General features: G+C 36.0%; 21 protein-coding genes and 1 pseudogene. 11 read left to right on the top strand and 11 right to left on the bottom strand.

Annotation, left to right across the window (positions count from 1 at the left end):
• Positions 1-1,014 (top strand): tetratricopeptide repeat protein, encoded by a 1,014-nt coding sequence (locus PFY09_RS12370; RefSeq protein WP_271159904.1) that lies wholly within the window; start codon positions 1-3, stop codon positions 1,012-1,014.
• A gap of 9 nt (positions 1,015-1,023) precedes the next feature.
• Positions 1,024-1,860 (top strand): sulfurtransferase, encoded by an 837-nt coding sequence (locus PFY09_RS12365; RefSeq protein WP_271159903.1) that lies wholly within the window; start codon positions 1,024-1,026, stop codon positions 1,858-1,860.
• Positions 1,861-1,926: 66 nt separating this feature from the next.
• On the opposite strand, the pseudogene PFY09_RS12360 reads toward PFY09_RS12365, so the two are convergent.
• The 7 genes and pseudogenes from PFY09_RS12360 to PFY09_RS12330 all read right to left on the bottom strand — a co-directional run bounded on the left by PFY09_RS12360 (position 1,927) and on the right by PFY09_RS12330 (position 6,928).
• A pseudogene (locus tag PFY09_RS12360) lies at positions 1,927-3,207 on the bottom strand (C2 family cysteine protease).
• A gap of 33 nt (positions 3,208-3,240) precedes the next feature.
• Positions 3,241-3,630 carry a hypothetical protein gene (locus tag PFY09_RS12355; protein WP_271159902.1) on the bottom strand — a complete coding sequence of 130 codons (390 nt, stop codon included), beginning with the start codon at positions 3,628-3,630 and terminating at the stop codon, positions 3,241-3,243.
• Between the two features lie 159 nt (positions 3,631-3,789).
• Positions 3,790-4,116, bottom strand: coding sequence for an SUF system Fe-S cluster assembly protein (locus PFY09_RS12350; RefSeq protein WP_076394014.1), 327 nt, complete (start codon positions 4,114-4,116; stop codon positions 3,790-3,792).
• A 3-nt stretch (positions 4,117-4,119) separates the two neighbouring features.
• A complete protein-coding gene (locus PFY09_RS12345) occupies positions 4,120-4,824 on the bottom strand; it encodes a 3'-5' exonuclease (RefSeq protein WP_076394012.1) in 705 nt (234 codons plus the stop codon).
• Positions 4,825-4,899: 75 nt separating this feature from the next.
• Entirely contained in the window at positions 4,900-5,247 is a 348-nt protein-coding gene (locus PFY09_RS12340; protein ID WP_271159901.1) for a tRNA-binding protein, read from the bottom strand.
• The gene (locus PFY09_RS12335; protein WP_271159900.1) at positions 5,244-5,753 is read right to left on the bottom strand and encodes a hypothetical protein; all 510 of its coding nucleotides are present in this window, start codon (positions 5,751-5,753) and stop codon (positions 5,244-5,246) included. The genes PFY09_RS12340 and PFY09_RS12335 overlap by 4 nt, the downstream gene beginning before the upstream one ends.
• Before the next feature lie 245 nt (positions 5,754-5,998).
• Positions 5,999-6,928 carry a DUF3078 domain-containing protein gene (locus tag PFY09_RS12330; protein WP_271159899.1) on the bottom strand — a complete coding sequence of 310 codons (930 nt, stop codon included), beginning with the start codon at positions 6,926-6,928 and terminating at the stop codon, positions 5,999-6,001.
• 55 nt (positions 6,929-6,983) lie between these two features.
• Here PFY09_RS12330 and PFY09_RS12325 point away from each other — a divergent pair, with 55 nt between their 5' ends.
• From PFY09_RS12325 to PFY09_RS12305, 5 genes are all read left to right on the top strand, one after another.
• Complete coding sequence (locus tag PFY09_RS12325) at positions 6,984-7,124, top strand: hypothetical protein (RefSeq protein WP_214587693.1); 141 nt, start codon at positions 6,984-6,986, stop codon at positions 7,122-7,124.
• Positions 7,125-7,197: 73 nt separating this feature from the next.
• A complete protein-coding gene (locus PFY09_RS12320; RefSeq protein WP_076394004.1) occupies positions 7,198-7,968 on the top strand; it encodes a rhomboid family intramembrane serine protease in 771 nt (256 codons plus the stop codon).
• A 35-nt stretch (positions 7,969-8,003) separates the two neighbouring features.
• Positions 8,004-9,113, top strand: coding sequence for a DNA-processing protein DprA (dprA, locus tag PFY09_RS12315; RefSeq protein ID WP_271159898.1), 1,110 nt, complete (start codon positions 8,004-8,006; stop codon positions 9,111-9,113).
• 190 nt (positions 9,114-9,303) lie between these two features.
• Positions 9,304-10,662, top strand: a complete 1,359-nt coding sequence (gene gdhA, locus PFY09_RS12310; protein WP_076394000.1) for an NADP-specific glutamate dehydrogenase — start codon at positions 9,304-9,306, stop codon at positions 10,660-10,662.
• A 357-nt stretch (positions 10,663-11,019) separates the two neighbouring features.
• Positions 11,020-11,385: an iron chaperone gene (locus PFY09_RS12305; RefSeq protein ID WP_271159897.1), complete on the top strand. Its 366-nt coding sequence runs from the start codon at positions 11,020-11,022 to the stop codon at positions 11,383-11,385.
• A 216-nt stretch (positions 11,386-11,601) separates the two neighbouring features.
• Here the strand turns inward: PFY09_RS12305 and PFY09_RS12300 are convergent, their stop codons facing one another.
• The 4 genes from PFY09_RS12300 to PFY09_RS12285 all read right to left on the bottom strand — a co-directional run bounded on the left by PFY09_RS12300 (position 11,602) and on the right by PFY09_RS12285 (position 13,814).
• Positions 11,602-11,946: a hypothetical protein gene (locus tag PFY09_RS12300; RefSeq protein ID WP_271159896.1), complete on the bottom strand. Its 345-nt coding sequence runs from the start codon at positions 11,944-11,946 to the stop codon at positions 11,602-11,604.
• Between the two features lie 116 nt (positions 11,947-12,062).
• Positions 12,063-12,551: a YkgJ family cysteine cluster protein gene (locus tag PFY09_RS12295; RefSeq protein ID WP_271159895.1), complete on the bottom strand. Its 489-nt coding sequence runs from the start codon at positions 12,549-12,551 to the stop codon at positions 12,063-12,065.
• Complete coding sequence (locus PFY09_RS12290) at positions 12,552-13,523, bottom strand: ion channel (protein ID WP_271159894.1); 972 nt, start codon at positions 13,521-13,523, stop codon at positions 12,552-12,554.
• A 147-nt stretch (positions 13,524-13,670) separates the two neighbouring features.
• The gene (locus tag PFY09_RS12285) at positions 13,671-13,814 is read right to left on the bottom strand and encodes a hypothetical protein (RefSeq protein ID WP_271159893.1); all 144 of its coding nucleotides are present in this window, start codon (positions 13,812-13,814) and stop codon (positions 13,671-13,673) included.
• Between the two features lie 249 nt (positions 13,815-14,063).
• Here PFY09_RS12285 and PFY09_RS12280 point away from each other — a divergent pair, with 249 nt between their 5' ends.
• From PFY09_RS12280 to PFY09_RS12265, 4 genes are all read left to right on the top strand, one after another.
• Positions 14,064-17,792: a hypothetical protein gene (locus tag PFY09_RS12280; RefSeq protein WP_271159892.1), complete on the top strand. Its 3,729-nt coding sequence runs from the start codon at positions 14,064-14,066 to the stop codon at positions 17,790-17,792.
• Positions 17,793-17,867: 75 nt separating this feature from the next.
• Positions 17,868-19,958: a phospholipase effector Tle1 domain-containing protein gene (locus PFY09_RS12275; RefSeq protein WP_271159891.1), complete on the top strand. Its 2,091-nt coding sequence runs from the start codon at positions 17,868-17,870 to the stop codon at positions 19,956-19,958.
• Positions 19,873-21,060, top strand: coding sequence for a DUF2931 family protein (locus PFY09_RS12270; RefSeq protein ID WP_271159890.1), 1,188 nt, complete (start codon positions 19,873-19,875; stop codon positions 21,058-21,060). Before PFY09_RS12275 ends, PFY09_RS12270 begins: the two co-directional genes overlap by 86 nt.
• 227 nt (positions 21,061-21,287) lie before the next feature.
• On the top strand, positions 21,288-21,857 hold the full coding sequence (locus tag PFY09_RS12265; RefSeq protein ID WP_271159889.1) for a hypothetical protein: 570 nt from the start codon (positions 21,288-21,290) through the stop codon (positions 21,855-21,857).
• Positions 21,858-22,206: the final 349 nt, after the last annotated feature.

Below are 22,206 nucleotides of genomic sequence, written 5' to 3'. Positions count from 1 at the left end.
ATGACTAAGCTTTTTGTCGCCATACTGATTGTTTTTTCTTCTGCGGTTTTTGCCCAGAAAGTAGAAAAACTGTTCAACGAAGAAAAATTTAAGGAATTAACTGAACTTGAAAACGAAAGCCCTTCTTTTACAGGAGAAGAGCTTTACTATTTGGGATTTGCTTTTTTCAGGGAGGAAAATGATGATAAAGCAATAGAATATTACAACAAAGCTTTAAAAAAAGGTTTTGATAATTCTATTGTATATTATCACATCGGATTGTCTCAAATGTATCAGAAAAAGTATGATGATGCTCTGAAAAATATAAATACAGGTTTGGAGTCTGATCCTTTGGCGGAATTTTATTATGAAAAATTACGGATTTACAGCATCAGAGAAGATTCTGTTAATCAGGAAAAAACGTTTTTGGAAGCCCTTCAAAAATCGCGTCAGAAAGATAACTGGTATGTAAAAATAGTTTTATTTGCAGGCGGTTTCTATTATACTCAGAAAGAGTATGCAAAGTCTGAGAAAATCTATAAAGAAGCTTTGGCATCATTACCAAAAGAATATGAATTGTACACCAAGCTGATAAAATCTTTAAATGTTCAGAACAAATTTTCAGAAGCAGATTTTTATTTTGAGAAAATGAGAACGTTCTATGAAAATAAAGAGCTTCCGGAGGATGAAATGAAGTTTAAAAATCTTAATGTGGATCAGTTCAACTGGAAAAATCAGGTTGTGAACATCCATAAATATTTTGAAAAGCCAAAAGAGATGCTTCAGCCTTTGTATGTCTTATATTTAATTAATGAAAAAGGAGACAAAGTGGAGCGTAAATTCAAAATTGAAAAAACGGTTCAGATAGAAAAAACAGATCCGCAATTCGTCATTTGTGAAGAAACGAAAAGCGGACATTCCACTTATCCGATCGGTTTTAAAGATGCCAGTTTTACTTTGGAAGATCTGAGAAAGAAAATTACGGACGTTCTTAATAATAAATACAGAGTTGCGGCTTCTTTCGAACATAATTAAAAAACAAATATGCAATCCATCATCTCACCTTCAGAACTAAAAAATCTTCCAACAGAAAATCTTATCATTCTTGATGCAAGAGCAGGAAAAGATGTTTATCAAAATTATTTGAGTAAACATATTAAAGAAGCGAGATTCATTGATCTGGATAAAGACCTTGCTGAAATCGGGGATAACGCTGCTTTTGGAGGAAGACATCCGCTTCCGGAAATTAAAAAATTTGCAGAAACACTTTCCCATCTTGGAATTTCAGAAAATAGCCATCTTGTTATTTACGATGATAAAAACGGGGCAAATGCCGCGGCAAGAGCTTGGTGGATGCTGAAAGCTTTCGGTTTTGATAAAGTTCAGGTTTTGGATGGCGGTTTTCAGAATGCAGAAAAAGAAGAGGTTGAATTTTCTTCCGGCGAAGAATCTTTCGAAAAAGCGGATCTGATTCATAAAGAAAACTGGCTTCTTCCTGTTTCAGATCTGGAAACTGTTGAAAATGAATTAACGAACCAATCATCAACGGTAATTGATGTGAGAGATGCGTACCGTTACAGAGGTGAATCTGAGCCAATTGATCTTGTTGCAGGACATATTCCCGGAGCGATTAATATTCCTTTTTCTGAAAATCTTGATGAAAACGGAAATTTCCTGTCACCGGAAATTTTAAGAGAAAAATATTCAAAATTACTGGAAGGAAAACCCGAAAATCTGATCATTCATTGTGGTTCCGGAGTAACGGCTTGTCATACCATTCTCGCTTTGGATTACGCAGGCTTTAAAATCCCGAATCTGTATGTAGGATCATGGAGCGAGTGGAGCAGAAGAGAAAATAAAGAAATTGCTACAGAAATATAAAAACTTCCACAGACCGAAATCTGCAGAAGCTGAAGGGTAGGTTAATAAAAAGGTTATTTTTTAGTTCTATTTGGTCACAGCCAAACCTTCAAAATAATATTTGAATGCGTTGATTTCCAGTGCAAAAACTCCGTCGTTTCCAATCATGTTGATCGGTCTCCAGAAACTTCCGTCGAAGAAGCTGATGAGTCCCTGATAAGAATTTAAACCATTCGGTTCGGTAACTCCCCACGGATTTCTCAGGATGATGTAGTTTTTACCATTGAAAGTTGACCATCCCAAAATGGTATAAGCATGGTTTCCTACAATATTCGAACCTGTGTAATCTCTTCCCGATCCGTACGTCCATGCAACCATTGGATTGATGGTTTTAAAGCTCATCGAATTCTCTCTTACCACGCCAAAAAGATCAAGCGCTGTTCTTGGTGAAGTGTAATAATAATACGGGGTTTTGTTCGTAAGTTGTGCAACAGCTTTGGCAGGATCTCCGAAAGCAGTTTTGGAGATGTCCGGTTTATCGTCATTTACGTTCGTGATCCATTTGGCAAAGGCTTTTTCGTAAACAGCTTACCAGATTTCTGCGGCATCATTGCTTCTGCAGTACACAGGATTGTTGGACGAGTTAATGATTGTATTATCAGTAACTTCCACGAGTCTTGTTGCCGCATCTTTTCCTCCGCCTTTCGTGAAAAACTGGATGGCATTGGTACGGTCTGCTTCTCCGGTTCCGGTTGCTCTTACTTTATGTTGAATGGTGTAAGGATCTGCCCATGCAATGGCTGCAATGGCTGCAATAAAATAACAGTTGCCCACTGATCCCTGAATTGGGTCATTGTATTCCGTAACGTCGTTGAAGAAATTTCCTCTGTCGCTCCATGAAGTTCCGGCGGGAGTCCATCCGTTGGCATTCATCATTCCGAAAATGATATTTCTAATAGATGGAGAGATCAGTTTATTGCTAAAAGTGTTGTTCAGTTTTGGAATGTTCAAAACAACTTTTACTTCACCCTTATCCAGTCTTGCATTTTTTACGACAACCTTATTCAGATCTTTTACTCCGGTACCGGATAAGTCATTCAGGGTTTTAATCGTCGAGAGATTTACGGTTTCCAGTTTATCTGTTGCTCTTACTTTAATATCTTCGGTTTTTAAAGCTTTTACCGTGTTGTCGCTGTTAAGTTCAAGTCCGGCATAAAGGGGAGAATTGAATTTAATGTCGAAAAGTTCTGCATAGTTTTTTTCCAGGGTTTCTTCAAGAATCTGATAAGATTTTGCGTCTTTCCAGTCGAAGGTTCTTCCTGTGATGGCTTCAGTTAATGCATAAGGATTGATAACTCCTACAAACATTTCTTTAGGTGCTTTGTCCATGATAATTGGTTTTTAAAGGTTAAGGTTAGAATTAATCTGGTTAATGAAATCGGGATGATACAGATATAAAAGCCGGTTGAACAGAGAAATTCCAAAATCATCATTGGGTTCGATCATGATTTTTCTTGAATTCACCTCAATCATTCTCTGGCTTCCTCCCACCATTGCCGGATCTTTCACAGAATCCTCTATTTTGCTGATTAAAGAAAGAAGCTGAAGAAAAATTTCTGTATTGAATTTTCTTTGTTCGGATACAATCATTTTTTCATCCGCGTCATATCCTCTGAAGACTTTCAGATCTGCATTTCCGTCCTTTTCGGAAAAGACGATCTGATATCGGTAAGCATACTGTGGCGGAACACTTCCGTTATTAAACGATACGATGATGGTATTGGCTTTCATACTGTTGATTTCTGAAACCAAAATTATATCAACTTAATAATCTGAATGTTAGGGATTTCACGAAATGTGTATGGGGAAAAAACGGAAAATAAAAAAAGCTGCTTCAAAATGAAACAGCCAATTATTTTTTAATGGAAAATTGCTTAAAGAAATAAAATTTTAAAGCATTCCAAGCTCAAATTTAGCTTCTTCGCTCATCATATCTTTATTCCAGCTAGGTTCGAAAGTAAGTTCTAAGTCTACGCTTTTTACATTTTCCACTTCACCAACTTTATCTTTTACCTCCTGCGGAAGCGTTTCTGCAACAGGACAGTTGGGCGTCGTTAACGTCATGATAATTTTTACGTCCGCTTCATCGGAGATCTGAACATCATAAATTAACCCCAATTCGTAGATGTCTACCGGAATCTCAGGGTCATACACGGTTTTTAAAACACCGATGATTTCCTCACCGATGTCAGCAATCTGATCGTCTGTAAATTTCATTTTTTAATCTAAATTGATGTACCTTTTCAACAAATCTTCCTGACGCATACGCCGGAAAACATTCGCCAAAGTTAAGACATCTTTTTCACAATAGTCAACTATTCTTTGCAAGTCTTTCTCTATGTAGTAGATTGATGAAACCATTGAGCCGTCGATATCGTCTTTTGGAGTCGGTATTCCGAAAACATGAGCCAGCAATTCCAGCGATACAAAACTTTTATAATCTCCGAATTTCCAGAGTTCCATGGTATCGATATGCGGAATTTCCCATGGCTTTTTTCCGAACATCTGAAACGGAGTAGGAGGCATCATCCCATTAATTAAATATCTTCGGGCAATCCACGGAAAATCGAATTCTTTTCCATTATGTGCGCATAAAATGACGTCGCGAAGTCTCGGACTGTTAAAAATTTCACCAAATTCCAGAAGCAGCTTCTTTTCATCGTCACCTGCAAAACTTTTGATCTTCAGCGTATCATTCTTTTCGATCATTCCGATCGTGATGCAGATGATTTTCCCAAATTCTGCCATAATTCCGGCTCTTTCCACATAAAATTCTTCAGGAGAAATCTCATCTTTTCTCTGGAATCTCGTTTTTTTATCCCAAAGCATCTGTTCGGCTTCCGATAGTTCTTCCCACAATCCGAATCCCGGAACCGTCTCGATATCAAGAAATAAAACTCTTTCTAAAGGAATATTTTGTATCATTTTTTACTTCTTCGTAATTTGTTTGAAACTAAACCTCACAGGTTTCAATATTTTCATTAGATTTTTTGAAAGACATTATCCTACCTGCATTCCGTTCTTTGTGGGTAATGAAGGGGTTAAAAGGGTAACATCTTTTTTATCTTCTCCATAAACACCCAAAACCAGACATTCGCTGAAAAAATTGGCGATCTGTTTTTTAGGAAAATTAACGACAGCCAAAATCTGCTGACCAATTAATTCTTCTTTCTGATACAACGAAGTGATCTGAGCGGAGGATTTTTTAATGCCTAAATCTCCAAAATCTATTTCGAGCTGATAAGATGGATTTCTTGCTTTCTCAAAATCATTTACAGAAACAATGGTTCCGCAGCGGATGTCTATTTTTTCGAAATCTTCCCACGAAATTTCGGGTTTTACAATCATGATAATGTGTTGATTAACTGTTCTACTTCAAGTTTCTGTTCAGCATATTTTTTCTGCAGTTCAGAACCTTCGCCCATTCTTTTATAATATTCAAGAGCTTTGCTGCCGAAGTCTTTTTTGTAAAAATCGGATACTTCGGGAATCTGAGGAAAAACCTTATGAAAAAGCATTTCGTAATACGCCTGAAATTCCCTTTCGCTTTTTTCTTCAATAACGTGTCCCGGAGCTTTCTGTCTTACATGCAGCATTTCGTGGGCAATTAAATTTAAAACCAGATTCAGATCAAAATCGAATAAATTTTTAGGGATCATTACTTTTTGCGGGCTTCCTAAAACGCCTTCTGCCGTTAGAACGAGAGAATTTGGGAAAACCTCATCGCGAAGACCAAATCCTTTAAAGTTTTCATGTTCGAGATTGAAAGAGCGGATGATGTATTCTGCCGCATCAATGATCTGGTCGTGTTCTCTGTAAGCTTCTAAATGTAAAGCAACCTGTTCGAAATTCATCTTTAAATATGTTTTAACAAATGTATTAAAATCAAAAGATTATCCCGGTTTTTTACAAGGGAAAATACAAGAGAACCAGAAAACATTAATGTGGGTTCGATGTGAAACAATATAAAAACATCAATAGGAATGGCTTTAGCCAATTTTGATTCGGAATCTTTACATTGAACTCAGTAAAATTAAAGGATATTCAAAAAAAATCCCTCAATAAATCTGTTGAGGGAAAAATATGATCATTGATGATTTTACTTTTTAATCCACCACTGGCTGTCTTTTCTGTCGGAACGTTTTACGCCATTATTCAAAGTATAAGCAAAACCAACGCCCAACGTCTGTTTAAGCTGTGTTTTCTGGATCTGATTATGGTCGTACATTAAATCCACAGTAATGTTGGACGATATAAATTTGTTAACCTTTAAATTTAAGATCATTCCGTACGCCAAAACCAGTCTTTCCGGATGATCGAGATAATTGGAGAAAACAGATGCCGTATTGGTGATGTTCACATTCTCCATCAGCTTAAATTTATAATAAGCCGTTCCCAGAAAACCGTATTGTAATATTGAGGAATCTCCGTCTGCTTTTAAACCGTAATTTCCTGCAAGCTGAAGATCTTTATCCAGCACAAAAGCCCATCTCGCGTTGCTCGGACGAAGGGTAATATTTACGTTATCATTTGGTCTGTACGTAATCCCCATCCCGACATTCAGATAACCGGGAGCCATAAAATTGGATATTTTTTTTGCTTCCGGATTATTTCCGTCTTCATATCCCGCAGAAAACTGAGAAATCAGTCCCGCTCCTACAGAAAGATACCAGCTTTTTGAAAACTTTCTTCCATAATTTGTGGAAACATTAATAACGTCCTGAGTTTTTCTTACACCAACTCCTTTCGTATCATTTTGTCCGTAATTCAAAAGGATGATGTTTTCCCAAAGATCACTGTCTTTTTCATACGTAATGTTGTAATCCAGTGCAGCAAGCCACCCTACGTTGTTTGCTCCTCCTCCCACCCAATTCGAGAAGGCTGCCTGATTGATCATTAAGGACTGTTTTCCTAAAACTGACCAGTGTTTAATGGTGTCTGCTTTAATGGTTGCGGTGTCTGTAATGACAACCTGTGCGTTGCCGAAAATTCCCAGAGAAAGAGAGAGAATTAATAAAAACTTCTTCATGAGTTCAGGATTTCATTGTACAAAATTCCTTACAAAAATATTAAATATAATTTTTATGAATGTAAAACCAGCTTTAAGAAGTGAATGTGATCAGGCTTTTATCCGGTTTTTGAAATTGTTTTTTGAAGTTTTCAATGACAAAATAAAAGGAATTCCTTCGAAAGCAGTGAAAATCATTACTTTTTGGCTGAAATAAATTTCTGAACAGAGATTTCATCGCCAATTTTTCCGAAATTTATCGTTGGCTTTTCATTTGACGTAGAATCTTCATGTTAAAAAACAATATAATTTCCAAAAAGGCTCTTTTATATCCTTTGCTGATGCTTTCAGCGATGTGGCTGGGGTTTTTTCTGCAGATGCAAGGCTTTTTTCAGAGCTGTTTCGGGGCGATTATTCCATTGTTGCCAGAAGGCTTGCTGGGAATTATAACTTCACCTCTTTTACACGGAAACATGGAGCATATCGTAGGAAATTCTATCCCGATCGCGGTGCTTATGTTTTTATTATATCAGTTTTATCCTTTGGTTGCCAATAAAGTGTTTATCACAGGATGGCTCGCTACAGGATTTTTGGTGTGGCTTCTTCCGCCGATTGACATTATGACGGGAGATTATCTTTACACCTGTACCATCGGAGCAAGCGGAGTGGTGTATGTTCTTGCTTTTTTCCTTTTTTTCAGTGGGGTTTTTAAATGGAATACAAAACTGCTGACTATTTCTCTGCTGGTTGTTCTGTACTACGGAAGTCTTGTGTGGGGAATGCTTCCCGAAGAACTGTTCTCTAATCTGCAGGAACCCAGTAAAATTTCATGGCAGGCGCATCTTGCAGGTGCAATTGTGGGAGTAATTCTGGCTTTGCTATTTAAAAAAGTAGGAGATAAAAAGAAAAAATTCATTTGGGAATTTCCAAATTATTACAGCGAAAAAGATGATAAATTATGGCAGGAGTACAAAGAAAACCATCCTGAAGATTTTATGGAGCTGCCTTACAAAAAGAAAGACGATATCTGGGAAAGACTGGATGAACTGAGAGGAAAATAATTTTAAAAATTTCTACATTTGCGAAAACAACACAAATGTATTCTGAAGAACATCTTTATTCTATCGCTCTGCGCGAGTGTAATTTAATCGGGGATATCAATTTTTATAAGCTTGTCCGTACTTTCGGAAGTGCCAAGAACGCTTGGGAAAACGCCAAAAAGGAATACAAAAAGCTGGACGGATTCGGATCTAAAATGATTTCAGACATCGGAAATCCTGCTCATCTGAAGTTTGCCGAAAATGAACTGAAGTTTTGTGAGGCAAACCATATCAAAATTAATCTCAGACATCTCCATGATCTTCCCAAACTCTTAAACGAATGCGATGATGCTCCTGTAATTCTCTATCAGAAAGGGAATTATGATGATTCTAAGCAAAAAGTAAGCATGGTAGGAACAAGAAATATGACTTCCTACGGAAAGCAGTTTATTGAAGAGTTTTTTCAGGAATCGTCTTCCGGTAATTTTATTTCGGTGAGCGGTCTGGCTTTAGGCGTCGATAAAGAAGTTCATGAGCAGTCTATTCTTCATCAGGTTTCTACGGTTGCCGTTTTAGCCCATGGTTTTCACACATTGTATCCTTCAAAAAACAAAAAATTATCAGAAAAAATTCTTGAGGAAGGAGGGGTGTTATTTACAGAATTCAATTCTTCAAGAAAGCCGGATCGTGAAAATTTCATCCAGAGAAACAGAATCGTAGCCGGAATTTCTCCTGCGACAATTGTGGTGGAAACTGCTTTTGGCGGAGGTTCAATCAGCACTGCAACTTATGCAAATCTGTATAACCGTGAAGTGTATGCGCTTCCGGGAAAAATTACTGACAAGCAGAGCCAGGGCTGTAATCATCTGATTTTTCAGAACAAAGCTTCGGCAATTTCCACGATAAAAGATCTGGTTGAAAACTTAGGATTTAATCATCCGAAGGGAAGAACTGGAGAATTATTTCCTCACAGTGAAATTTCAATCCAATTAACTGAAAATCAAAGTGAAATATTCAGAATAATAGATGAGAATCCGCAGATATCTCTGGATGATCTTGCCGATAAAACAGCACTTGCCTCACACAAAATTTTACCGGTAATTTTAGAATTGGAACTTTTGGGGAAGGTAAAATCACTTTCGGGGAGACAATTTTTAGCAACCTGACAATTAACGATTTCTTAATATTGCATTATTTTAAACATAACATTTAATTTTTAATAATATTAATGCGTTAATTGTGGATTTAATAATATTAAGTCATTATATTATTAAATTTTCAACAATTATTATTTAGGGTGTTGTGAATCTTGAAAAAAAAATTAAATTTGTTGGCAATAATATTCAACCCTAATATATGGAACAATATAATATTGACCAGAAAATCCAAGAATTTATAGCAAAAATTGAGGCAAAAAACCCTAATGAGCCAGAATTTTTACAAGCAGTAAAAGAAGTTGCGGTAACTGTAATTCCGTTTATCTTAACGAAAAAGGAATATACGGGAATGAAGCTTCTTGAAAGAATGGCGGAAGCTGAAAGAATTATCATCTTCAGAGTTCCATGGGTTGACGATAAAGGAGAGATCCAGGTAAACAGAGGGTTCAGAATCCAGATGAACTCTGCGATCGGACCTTACAAAGGAGGAATCCGTTTCCATCCTACAGTAAACCTTTCTGTTCTTAAATTCTTAGCGTTCGAACAGGTGTTTAAAAACTCTTTAACTACACTTCCTATGGGTGGTGGAAAAGGAGGTTCAGACTTTGATCCGCAAGGAAAATCGGATATGGAAGTAATGCGTTTCTGCCAGGCTTTCATGACGGAAATGTGCAAACACATTGGTCCTGAAACAGACGTTCCTGCGGGAGACATCGGAGTAGGAGCAAGAGAGATCGGATATTTATTCGGACAATACAAAAAAATCAGAAACGAGTTTACGGGAGTTCTTACAGGAAAAGGTCTTGCGTATGGAGGTTCATTAATCCGTCCTGAAGCTACAGGATACGGTGTTGTTTACTTCGCAGAGCAGATGCTTAAAACGATCGGACAGACTTTCAAAGATAAAACGGTAACGGTTTCAGGTTTCGGAAACGTAGCTTGGGGAGTTATTAAAAAAGTTAACGAACTGGGAGGAAAAGTAGTAACGATTTCCGGACCGGACGGTTATGTGTATGATAAAGATGGAATCGACGGAGATAAGATCGATTATTTATTGGAATTGAGATCTTCCGGAAACAACAGAGCGGAAGATTATGTGAAGAAATATCCTTCTGCAGAATTCTTTGCAGGAAAACGTCCTTGGGAAGTGAAGTGTGATGTTGCCATCCCTTCTGCAACCCAAAACGAATTGGATCTTGATGATGCTAAATTGTTGGTAGAAAACGGATGCGTTTGTGTAACAGAAGCTGCAAACATGCCTTCTACGCTTGATGCAATTAACTATTTCTTAGACAATAAAGTATTGTTCTCTCCGGGGAAAGCTTCTAACGCAGGAGGTGTTGCGACTTCAGGTCTTGAAATGACGCAAAACTCAATCCGTCTGAACTGGACTTCTGAAGAGGTTGATGCAAGACTGAAAGAGATCATGATCGGAATTCACAAAGCGTGCAGAGACTACGGAAAAGAAGAAGACGGCTATGTAAACTACGTAAAAGGTGCCAATATCGCCGGATTCGTGAAAGTTGCTGAAGCAATGTTAGCTCAGGGAGTAGTATAAAATACAAAGGTTGGGAAATTCCCGACCTTTTTTCATATAACCTGTTCCCGGGATTATAAATGGGAAAAAAGTAAAAAGTGAAAGGAGAAAGCGTTGATTATTCAGCGCTTTTTTTATTTTTAACGCTACGTTCGTTCGAAAGGTCTTGTTTTCGAATGATGCTGAATATTTTCGATCGCAAAGGCATTTCATTCAGCTAATGATAATCATTTTAATTCAAATGAAATTAACATCTTCATGTCATTTCGACACAGGAGAAATCTATAACGTCTCAACTAAAGTCAGATTCTTCACTTCGCTTCGTTCAGAATGATAATAAGAACTGCCAAAAAAGTGAAAAATCATTACATTTAATTCATGAAAAATACATTTAAAAATATTGATGAATATATTGCTCTGTTTCCGGAGATTCGGGATAAATTAGAAAATCTCAGAAAACTGATTCTTTTGCAAAATTCTGAAATTGAAGAGTATATTGGCTATCAGATGCCCGCTTTCAGATACAAAAATAAACCCTTGGTGTATTTTGCAGGGTATAAAAAACATATCGGATTTTATCCCGGAGCAGAAGGAATAAAAGAATTTGAGGCTGAATTTAAAAAAAGCAATTATAAATTTTCAAAAGGAGCCGTACAGTTTCCTGTAAATGAGGATCTTCCTGAAGAATTAATAAAGAAAATTGTTCAGTTCAGACTTGAGGAAATACATCACAAAAAATCCTGAAATATGATTCAGGATTCTCTTTATTTGCATATCGATTATTTATTCAAAATTTGATATTATGTTAAATACAACTTTCATACAAAGTTTATTGTTTCTACTTCTTTTAACTTGATTTATAATTATTTAAGATAAATTATATTGTTTGATATTTATATAAAAAAATCCTGAAACATTACATTTCAGGATCTTCTTTCTACTTCTTAAAAATTTAAATACTTACTTCGACTTTTTCTTCTTGGATTTCTTTTCTTCTTTTATAGCGTCTGTAGATTTGGTGGTGTCTGCTACTGCTTCTGTATTGGCATTTACAGTGGTTTCTGCGGATGCTGTTGTGGCGGGTGTTGTTGCTTCAACAGTGGCAGTGGTGCCTGTATTTTGATTTTGGCTTGACGTTCCGGAAGTTGTCTCCCAGTTTGTGGTTGCCTGTGAATTCTGCTGGATTTGAGTGGTCGATGGATTATTAGAATTTTGTGACGGGCTTTGTTGTGATGTTCCCGTCTGAGCCGATACCGCGATTACTCCGACTAATGTAAACGCTGCTGTTAAAACTAACTTCTTCATAATATTAATATTTAAATGGTTGTTTAACTTAAACGCCGGCATTTTATCTAATATTATGCGTGAAGTCTTTATTTAACGGACTTTATAATTATTTAAGACGGATTTTGAATTATATATTATTTTCCTAAATTTTTCATAATTCGCTCTACAAATTCATATGCGGCGGGACAAATGAAAGTATTTTTAATCATTAAATTATTGATCTGGTAGATCTTCTTTCTGTCGGTATGGGGATATTCTCTACACGCTTTCGGACGAACCTCATAGATAGAGCAGGTATTGTCTTCATTTAAAAAAAAGCACGGCAAATTTTGCAGAACTTTATCATCATCTTCATCTACACGCAGGAATTTTGCTTCAAAATCGGCAGGTTTCATGCGGAGATGCTTAGAAATTCTTTCAATATCTTTTTCGGTATAAAGCGGTCCTGTTGTTTTACAGCAATTGGCGCATTGCAGACAGTCTATGTTTTCAAAAACCTCTTCATGCGTTTCCTGAACAATATAATCCAGATTTTTGGGCGGTTTCTTTTTCAGCCCGTCCAGAAATTTTTTATGTTCCTTTTGTTTTTGTAATGCCTGTTTTTTATAAAATTCTAAATCCATTTATTCTTCTTCTTCCATGAATACCGGAAGTTCTTCTTTTTGATAGTCACTTATTTTATCCAGATTCAGCACCGTGGAAAGATTATCTTTATCAGGATAATACATCGGGATAAACTTTGCACCGTATACAATTTCTTTCGTTACATAAGAGGTTCTCTGTACTACCGTATTTGAAAAAACCTCGTCAAAAGCACGGATATGAACAATAATTTCAATTCCTGTATTTTTGAAATCGTCTTCTGAAAACCCGTAAAACGGAGACTCTTCATCAATTTCATGTACAATTGTCCAGTTCAGAGCCAAAGTATTGATTTTGCTGAGCTGTGTTTTCAGCTGATAAAAATTAATTTTCGGTGAGCTGTTTTCCATCACCTCAATGGCGGTAGTAATAACAACATCTGCATCCGTTAATGCATTGTTTTTATAGGGAGCCAGCCTGAACATTAATGCTGAAGTTTCTTTAAAAGGTGCGACAACCGCAACATCAGAAAACTTCAGATACGCTCTCGGTCTTGAAAATCTTCCGTAGAAAAGTCCCGTGGCAATGGCAAAGGTAAGCAATCCTAAAAAAGCCTCAAAAGTAGCCACCAGACTTGCCATGAAGCCTACCGGAGCAATTCTTCCGTATCCTACCGTGGTAAACGTCTGAGAGCTGAAGAAAAACACATCGATGAATTCATTTACCGGATTACTTTTATCGATTCCCGTTAAATGTTCTACACCAATGAGATAATAAATTAAAGCAAAAAATAAATTCACTAAAACATACGCAATCACCAGATAAGAAAGAAAATTGAATGTGGATAAATCCAGCATCGTATGATACCAACTGTATCTGTTGAAAATATTCACTCCTTTTCTGTTAACGTTCGGAAGACCGTCCTTATTAATGAATCTTCCCGAAACATTGCTGCCAAAACCACTGTTTTCGGTGTTTTTCTGCTGAATTTTTTTTCTAAATCCCCGTGCCATTTTTTATATCATTTTGTTTTTACTTTTTCTGTTGATTCTAAAATTGAAAAACAAGTTAATCTACCTATTTATCAATTTGAATTCAAATGAACATACAAAGATAAAATATTGTTGTGATGAAATTTGCAAAAGCCTTTATGAAAATTTTTAGTTAAAATATGAAAATTTCAGCTTGATTTTAATGGCAAAAAGCAGCTCGTAGAATTCTTTCATTTCTTTCTGAAAAAGGTTAAAAAATAAAACAATTTTCTCTTCAAATTTTCCGAAAAACCTTTCGGAAATTTTTCTCATTGATTTTCAATTATCTATGAATTTTTATCGAAAATAATTATAAATCAATTTAATACGACGAGTTTTGTCGCCACGCCGGACGATATTTGCTATATAGAAAAAAACAGAAAGTGAAAAGAGACTTTAAAACTCATGGTGGACATGCTTTAGCCTGAAGACCACCTAAAAAAATAAGGCTAAAACCTGAAGTGACTCTACTAAAAAGAGGCTTCAAATCTTAACCTTTATAATGCAAAACAAATTTACAAAATGTCAGGAAAAAACGATGCGTCTCAGACGCTTTTCAGATTCGTGAGCTTAAGAAATCCACAGCTTACAGAAACCAAAGAAAGAAATTTAGGATTTATCCACAGACCAAAAGGAGCTACCGGAATTTTCGATACTGCCATTGCAGGAAAATCTTCAAGAGCATCGAAGCTCTCGGAAATGGCAAATGCGGCAAGAACATTCAGTAATTCCGGATTTGAAACCGAAAAGAAAATTGAAGAGGGAGAATTCGGGAAACTTCTGATCATCGGAAGAAAGATTTCTAAAAGAGAAGAGCTTAACGCCAATGAATTAAATGATGTAAAAAATTATTACAGTCATCTTATTGATAACAATAGAGAGCTTACAGCAGATGGAATCAAAGTCTTTTCAACTCTTTGGAACAATTATATTTTCCAGATCGTTACTCAGGGAGATTTCTATGTGAAAGAAGCAATCAGCCATATTTTAATGGCAATCCATATTGGCTTTGCCCAAAGTATGAATTTAGCGGATCCTGAAATTATCAAGGTTAACGGACCAAAACCATTGGAAAAAGCCTTGGACGGAAAAATCGTTTTGCCTAAGTTTTTATTCTCTGAAGATGCTGTTACCGCGGGGTCTGTTTCTTCAAGAGCTGCTTCCGGAATATCGGCTAACGCTTTGAGTGCAAGAACTTCGCAGAGATTAGAATCTGAAGCACAGGTTTTATTGGCAGCCAACAAAGCGCTTCATCGAAAAGAAGCACTGGAAAAGCTTACTACAGAACTGGAAAAGCTTCAGAAAAAATATCACAAATCCTCTTACCAGGCGTATCAGGATGAATATGCAAAATATCAGGAAGAAAACAGAGAAGCACTGGATGCTTACGAAAGAAAACTTGCAGAAATCGAAAGTAAGATCACCGAAGGAACTCCGGAAGAAGAAAAAAACCGTATGTATGAGGAGTTGAAGAGATCTGAGGTCGCTCCTTTTCAGTTTTCTTATAAAAACGAAATCAATTTGCCTGATCTACAGGAAAAACTCTCCCCGGAATCTTTTGATCTCTTTATCGAACTTTTCACAGAGATTGATATGGACAGGGCTTCTCAAGAAGCGGAAAAAGAGAAAGTTACAATTATTTCTGACAATACGTTAAGAATCGGTTCCCAAAACATCACGCTTAATGAGGAATTAGAAAGTTATTCAGATGCCTTAAATATTGTTGGAAGTCATATTTCTTCTTCTATGCAGACTGCGTTGGAAAACTCTCCGCTTGAGCAGCAGCAGTATGTTAACCTTGCAGGAGCGTCTGTTCCGGTGGTGCAAAGCACCGCAAGAACACCAATGGCATATAGTTTTTATGCACACAGCTCATCAGCATTTTCGGGATCAGGAGGATTTGTTAACTTTTCTTTTGAAGTCGCAGATTCTTCATGGAGCGTGGCTTCTGCAAAAATTATTGCCACAACCGATAAGGCAGGAAGTTTTGAAGAAAACTTCAGCAACATTCCCGTGATCAATGATAAAATTACGCTCCCTGTGTGTCTTGTTAACAAGTTTAGGGCAAGTATTAATTTCAGAATCGAAATTATTTTTGATAACGGAAGTAAGGCATCCGCAGATCTTGGACAGCTGTACACGAAAGGAAATCTGGGGCTTACGGGCATGCTTACTCTGACAAGAGGGGTAGTGGAAAATCCGGAAGAACCTGAAAACGTAAAAATCCAAAAACGCAGAAACTTCGGAATCAAAAGATTGGGGGTTGCCGATTATCTGAAAGTCGTGCAGAGTGTTCACGCCTACGTTCCGGGAGAAGTTTCCAATATTGAGAACGTGATGGCAAGTGAGCTGAGACACAAATCTTCCGTAGCAAGGGATTATTCTGAAATTACCGACACTACTTCCAAGTCTCAGGAAACAGAAAAAATTTCCGATACGACCAAAACCTCCAGAACGGATATGCAGACGGAGGTGGCTAAAGAACTTGAAAAGCAGCAAAGTATTACCGCTTATGCTCACTTTAGTTATAACCCCGGTTATAGATTGGATATTGGGGCAGACTATGCGAACAACACCGCGCAGCATGACAGCACGAGACAGGCGGTTGCTAAATCTCAGGAAATCACGGAAAGAGCGATGGAAAGAGTATTGACCAAAATTTCTGAAGAAAGGGTACAAAAGATCATTAAAGAATACACGGAAACCAATGTTCATGAATTTGACAACAGAGGAAGGGTAACTAAAACGGATAATGCCGATGCAGCGCAGCCTAAACATATTACAGGGGTTTACAGATGGATCGATAAGAAGATGAAAAACCAAATTTACAATTATGGTAAACGTACTATGTTTGAATTTATGGTTCCTGAACCTTCAAGACTGCATCGTCTGGCGGTTGCCGTTGCAAAAGCGCAGGTGCTTACAGCTCCGGTAGATCCGAGAACAGCTCCGGAGCCATGGAATATGGCAAGTCCGAAAGCTGCAACGAAAGACTTACTTCAACATTGGGCAAATATTTACGGAGTAACTTTAACCGACCTTCCAAAAGAAAATGTGGAAGTATATCAGGAAATTGTTGGGCGTCCAAATTCAACCGGTTCATTCGGTGCGGTAGGAACACCTATCAATATTACACAAAATTATGCTGCCAAAGATATGAAGATCCAATATTATATGGATCGAAATACCAGATTTCATAATAGTGAGTTTTATTGCAGCAACGGTAAAGGAGGAGAGAGAAACTTAAATTTTGGAGGCAGAATCAATCAGAGTACGATTTGGGAAAATGGCTTAAACCTTTCCGGAACGTTTAACTTTCTGTACCGAGGCAGAAATATTGAAGATGTAACGCTTAACGTGACGTTGTATTGCAAACTTTCGGATGCATTTATGCTTCAATGGCAGACAGAAAACTTTAATGCTATTATTAAAGCCTATGAAGAAGCGTACAAAAAGTTTCAGGAAGAACAAAAACGTTTAGACGACGAGCAAAAAGCTAAAGAAGCAGAAGCAAAAGAAAAACAGGGAAACTTCTACCGTTATATGGAGCATGATACCCTTAAGCATAACTGTATCGCTTACCTGTTGCAGGATTACCTTAACTCAAATACACTGGGCTATGAATCGACAAACGCATTAAATGATAATACCAAAATGGATAACTTCCAAGTATATCTTAATGATAATCTTGATCAGTATGCTGCTTTGGCGAAGTTCATGGAACAGGCATTTGAGTGGGAAATCATGGATTATACCTTCTATCCGTACTATTGGGCGAACCGTAAAAGCTGGCAGGAATTCTATCTTACCGAAAGTATGGATCCTCTGTTCAGAAGTTTCCTTCAGGCAGGGATGGCGAGAATCATTGTTACCGTAAAACCGGGCTTTGAAGCTGCTGTACAGTTCTTTATGGAAACAGGGATTATCTGGAACGGCGGAGCAGTTCCTGTGATTGGAGACCCAATGTATATGTCTATTGTAGACGAGATGAGACAGCCGACAGGAGTTCCGCAAGGGAAATACTGGATCACAAGAGTTCCTACAACGTTGACGATTCTTCAGGCATCTTCTACAGGATTACCGGTTGATCCGTTGCATCCGCTTCCACTATTCCGTGAAGATTATCCGGAAAATTGTGAAAATCCTAAGGAACTGGAGTTTGAAACTAGCTTCAAATTGGATACAGAGGCGCAGTTGGCTCATAGTGATGGAGCGACAACGCTGCCAAGTACAATTATTAAACCTGTATAACAACGGTTAAACTTTGTTTTGAAAGTGGTGGGAAACCACCGCTTTCTTTTTTACTAACATTTAAAATTAACAAAAATGAAAACAGGAAATATAGGAATTAGAAACCTTGCGGATATTGGTGTAGAAGATATTGATGTGTATGGAACAGACAAAAGAAAATATAAAGCATTTGAAAAAACAGAAAAAGTAAAACTTCGTATTGGAGTATTCTTCGATGGTACAGGGAATAACAAGTATAATTCTGATACCAAATATTATAAATTACCTCTACCCATTGATGAAAATAATCTTCCAAAGAATAAATTTAATGGATTTGTTCCGGAGTCGGGCAGTAGCTATTGGAATAATTATTCGAACGTTGCACTATTGCACGATTTGTATCAGATAGATATAAAAGAAAAAACAGATAAATATGCATTCTATTATTTACAACTCAGACAATATGTAGAAGGAATAGGAACAAAAAAATATGAGGAAGATGATGTGTTCGGCTCTGGTTTTGGAGAAGGAGAAAGAGGGATAGTAGAACGGGTAAAAGAGGGATGCGAAAAAATTGTAGAGCAATTACAGGAAGAGTTAAAAAAAATACAAGCTTCTTCGGTAAATAAGTTTCCTTTGGAAATTGTAGAAATAAAATTTGATGTATTTGGTTTCAGCAGGGGTGCAGCAGCAGCCAGACATTTTTGCAATGAAGTATTGAAAAGAGAGCAAATAGCAGAAACCATAACAAATAAACAGAATAAGGATCAAAAAAAACAAAATGATTTTCCTACCAACAAAGATTTGCTGAAAAAAGAAACAGACATTACATTGAAAAAGCCATTAGATAATATGCTTCATCCTAGTGATACAGGAAGCTATATGCAATACTTATTTCAAAATAAAATTAAAATGGAATATCCTGTTGATAGAGTATCTGTTGAGTTTTTAGGAATTTTTGATACCGTGATTTCACAAATGCTAGAAAAAAACAATATCATTGATGTGGCTAAAAGCATAGAAGATAACAAAAATATTGTGAAAATAGTTGAAAAAGTTGGCGTATTAGGATGTGAAATGATTATACCTCCATCCCCAATTTCTAATGTGCTTAAGCCTCTGGTTCCTCTCGCAGGAGAGATCATTACACAAAAATTGCTTAAACTCAATAAAAAAGTGGCAGATTTGCCAAAGGCAAATCCATATCTTAAACACAGAAACCTTAAAAAAGTTTTTCATATAATGGCAAGTAGCGACTGGCGGAAGAATTTTCCTGTAACTCCGGTTACGGATGCTTTTGATAGCAGACAAATATGGATGTTGGGAGCCCACAGTGATATAGGAGGAGGATATGCAGATGCAAAAGTAGAAGAAAAAGTACTTCATTTTATGGATGTCTCTGTAAATGCAAGTTCTGAAAAAAAAGCAAAGGCACAACAGGAAAGAAATGACCTAAGAAATTGGTATATCAATAATTACTACTGTGAAGATAGTAAAATAAAATGGGACGAATATCATCATATATTGGCAACAGATAAAAACTATTTTATTCCAAAAACGAAAATTATCATAAAGCCTAAAGAATTTATGGGATCACAAATTACAAAAACCGAAGGGCAAATAGAATATAACCTTTTTGCATATCATTATAAATTAAATGCAGAGAGAGTACCAAGCAATAAGCTTTCTGTTGTAGCATTGAAAGTAATGCACCACATGGCAATGCAATATGGGGGAGTTCCTTTTTTTGATGACCATAAAATAGCAAAACCAGATGTAAAGTATCCTTTTGAATATGAACTTCCGCAAGAACTGCAAAATTATTATGATACCATTAAAGCTGTTGCAGAAACAGGCTGGAAAAAAGATAATAGTGGTAAAGTGCTAGAAAATAGAGATTTATTTTTTGATTATGAACAAAGAATATACAAATTAAATCCTGATGATTATAAACTCATTAACAAAAAATATGTACATTTATCTGCAAGTTATAATGGAAGATTAGCAAAAGATAAAACAGATCAATACGTAAATGCAGCTACTTCGGATGCAATAGATCATATTCCAATGCTTTATGCTAACGAGCCTCAATTTAATGAAAATGAAAACAATCGCACAAAGCAGCCCTATCAGCGGCTATTCTACACTCCGAAATTATCTAAAAAAGATACAATTAAGTCTCATTAGTCTTTTGCTATTAGCCTGTAAAGACCAACAAGAAAAAAAAGAAAAACAGGCAGACCTCTATAACTGGTCTGCCAATATCTCTGCTCCCAAGTTTTATCCTGCTGCTGGTTCAGTTGATTTTGAATATGCTGGAGCAAGTACCCATACAACAATAGAGCCTGGTTGGGGAGATACAGCAGGAAATTATATTTCTGGAGATAAATATAAACCTGTTCCTGAAAAAGTAAGTATAGAATATGCAACGGCTACAGATTCCTTATCATATAAAGGAACACTACAGCTCCCGAAAGAAAAAATACTTGCCATATTTCGTGAGCAGTCTCATCCCAAGCAGATAACAAAGACTATAAAGAAACAAATTGAATTTTTTCCCCGAGAAAAAGAGGATAATGCCATAGAAAACATACCTAAACCCAGTAATTATTTCGAGCTGATTGTGGGGATGGCTCCGGGTGGCTGGATAAGGGTTTGGATAAGAGGAAATGGTGATTTTGATAAAGTAGAAATTATGAAAGCTAAATTGCCTTCATACAAAGATCCTAATCTTAATAAACATTTTGGAAATTTAGAAAACTGGGGAAATTCAACGCCTTACTGGCAATATCACGGAATCCCTTATGATGCTTGGGCAAACAATGAGAAAGAGTATAATTACGGATTTAAATTTGTATCAAAAAACAATGAGACTAAATTAGATAGAAGTTATGTAGTTTCATCTGATGGCTGGTATTCCTCTTTTTATACAGAAGATCTTTCAGAACATCTTGATAAAATAACAAACAATACTTGGAAAGGAAAAATTCCCGTTCATCTTTCGGTATCATGGCAGGATCAGCAGAATAGAAAATATTATGATACTAATATTGTTATGCCCAAAAATCTAAAAAAAATTTTTGAAGAAACTTATATTGCGGATAAAAATCATACCTACAGTAATTTTGTGATAGAGCTAGAGCAAAATAAACTAAATGCTATAGTGTATTTAAAAACGAAAAATAAAATGATAAAGCTCCTACGCTTCAAAGGAGAACCTTCCTCAAAAGAGAAGCAAGATTTTGGAGATTTTGCATATGCTAAAGAAATAGAATATTTCATTCCATAAATGCAGAAGATACGATTAATTCTCATTAGTCTTTTGGCGTTATTGCAAGAATCAGTAGCACAGACCACCTTGTTTCGATTTGAATTGATCATCAATTATAAAATAAATTGATTTCTGAAAAGTCCCTGTACCATTGAGAAACTAATGCTCAATTCAAGCCGAAATTACGAGCTCTCTCAATAATAAAACATAAGTAGCTAATATTGCTTTGCTATTTCTAAAAACAAATGAGACAAAAACAGTTTTTATTTATTTTATTGATCTTATCAGCAGGCTTTTCTGCTTATTTCGGATATATTTACTTTTATTCAAGTGACATTATAGATTACGGATTATATTGTGGCGATGGATTTACAGAATGTTATGAGGTGGTAAAAAGATGGATTAAAATCCATACAATAATCTTAGCCATTATTTATATTATTTTTTTCTTAGTGCAAAGAAAAAATCAGCATGTAGAACAAGAGATTGACTTTTGGACACTTTTGCTAATTGCTGGTATAAATATATTTCATTGGAATGATATTAACTCTTCTTGGGGGATTTTAGCATTACCTTTAAATAGTTTTTTACTTCTTTATTTTCTATTTTTTAGAAGCAGTGTAAAAAAATATATTTATGTAAGCATTCTTTTTTATTTCTTGATTTATTTAAATTTAATGTCTAACATTTTTGAACTTTTTTACTACAATCAGAAATATAACAGCTATGAGAATTACTTATATATTTTTAATACCTTGTTATTTCTTGTATTTTTAGTCCTTAGAATTAGAGATTTATTGAATCTAAAAAAATAAATAAGAACAAAAATAGTTTGTCTCAGAAAGAGGCAATCTTTTTGTTTTTCGTAAATTAAAATCGTAAAAACTGGAAAATAATTATGTTAACAGAACAGAAAATTATCCAAATAGCTCAAAATCATATTGATAAATCCAGTGAAAAATCGGGGATTAAGTTTTCTCTTTTCAAATAATCTACTATTAAAAAAAGTTATGGAATAATTTTTTTCTATGTGAGCAAAGAATTTTATAATACAAGAGATGAAAAGTATAATACATTAGTTGAAATGTTTCTTTTTTAGTCAAAAATGGTGATGGAGAAATTATAGAATCTGGCTCCGGCAATACGATCGAATATTACATTCAG

The sequence above is a fragment of the Chryseobacterium gambrini genome, from assembly GCF_027920505.1.
In the GTDB taxonomy this organism is placed as follows: domain Bacteria; phylum Bacteroidota; class Bacteroidia; order Flavobacteriales; family Weeksellaceae; genus Chryseobacterium; species Chryseobacterium gambrini.
This window is presented reverse-complemented; position numbering and strand designations above follow the sequence as displayed.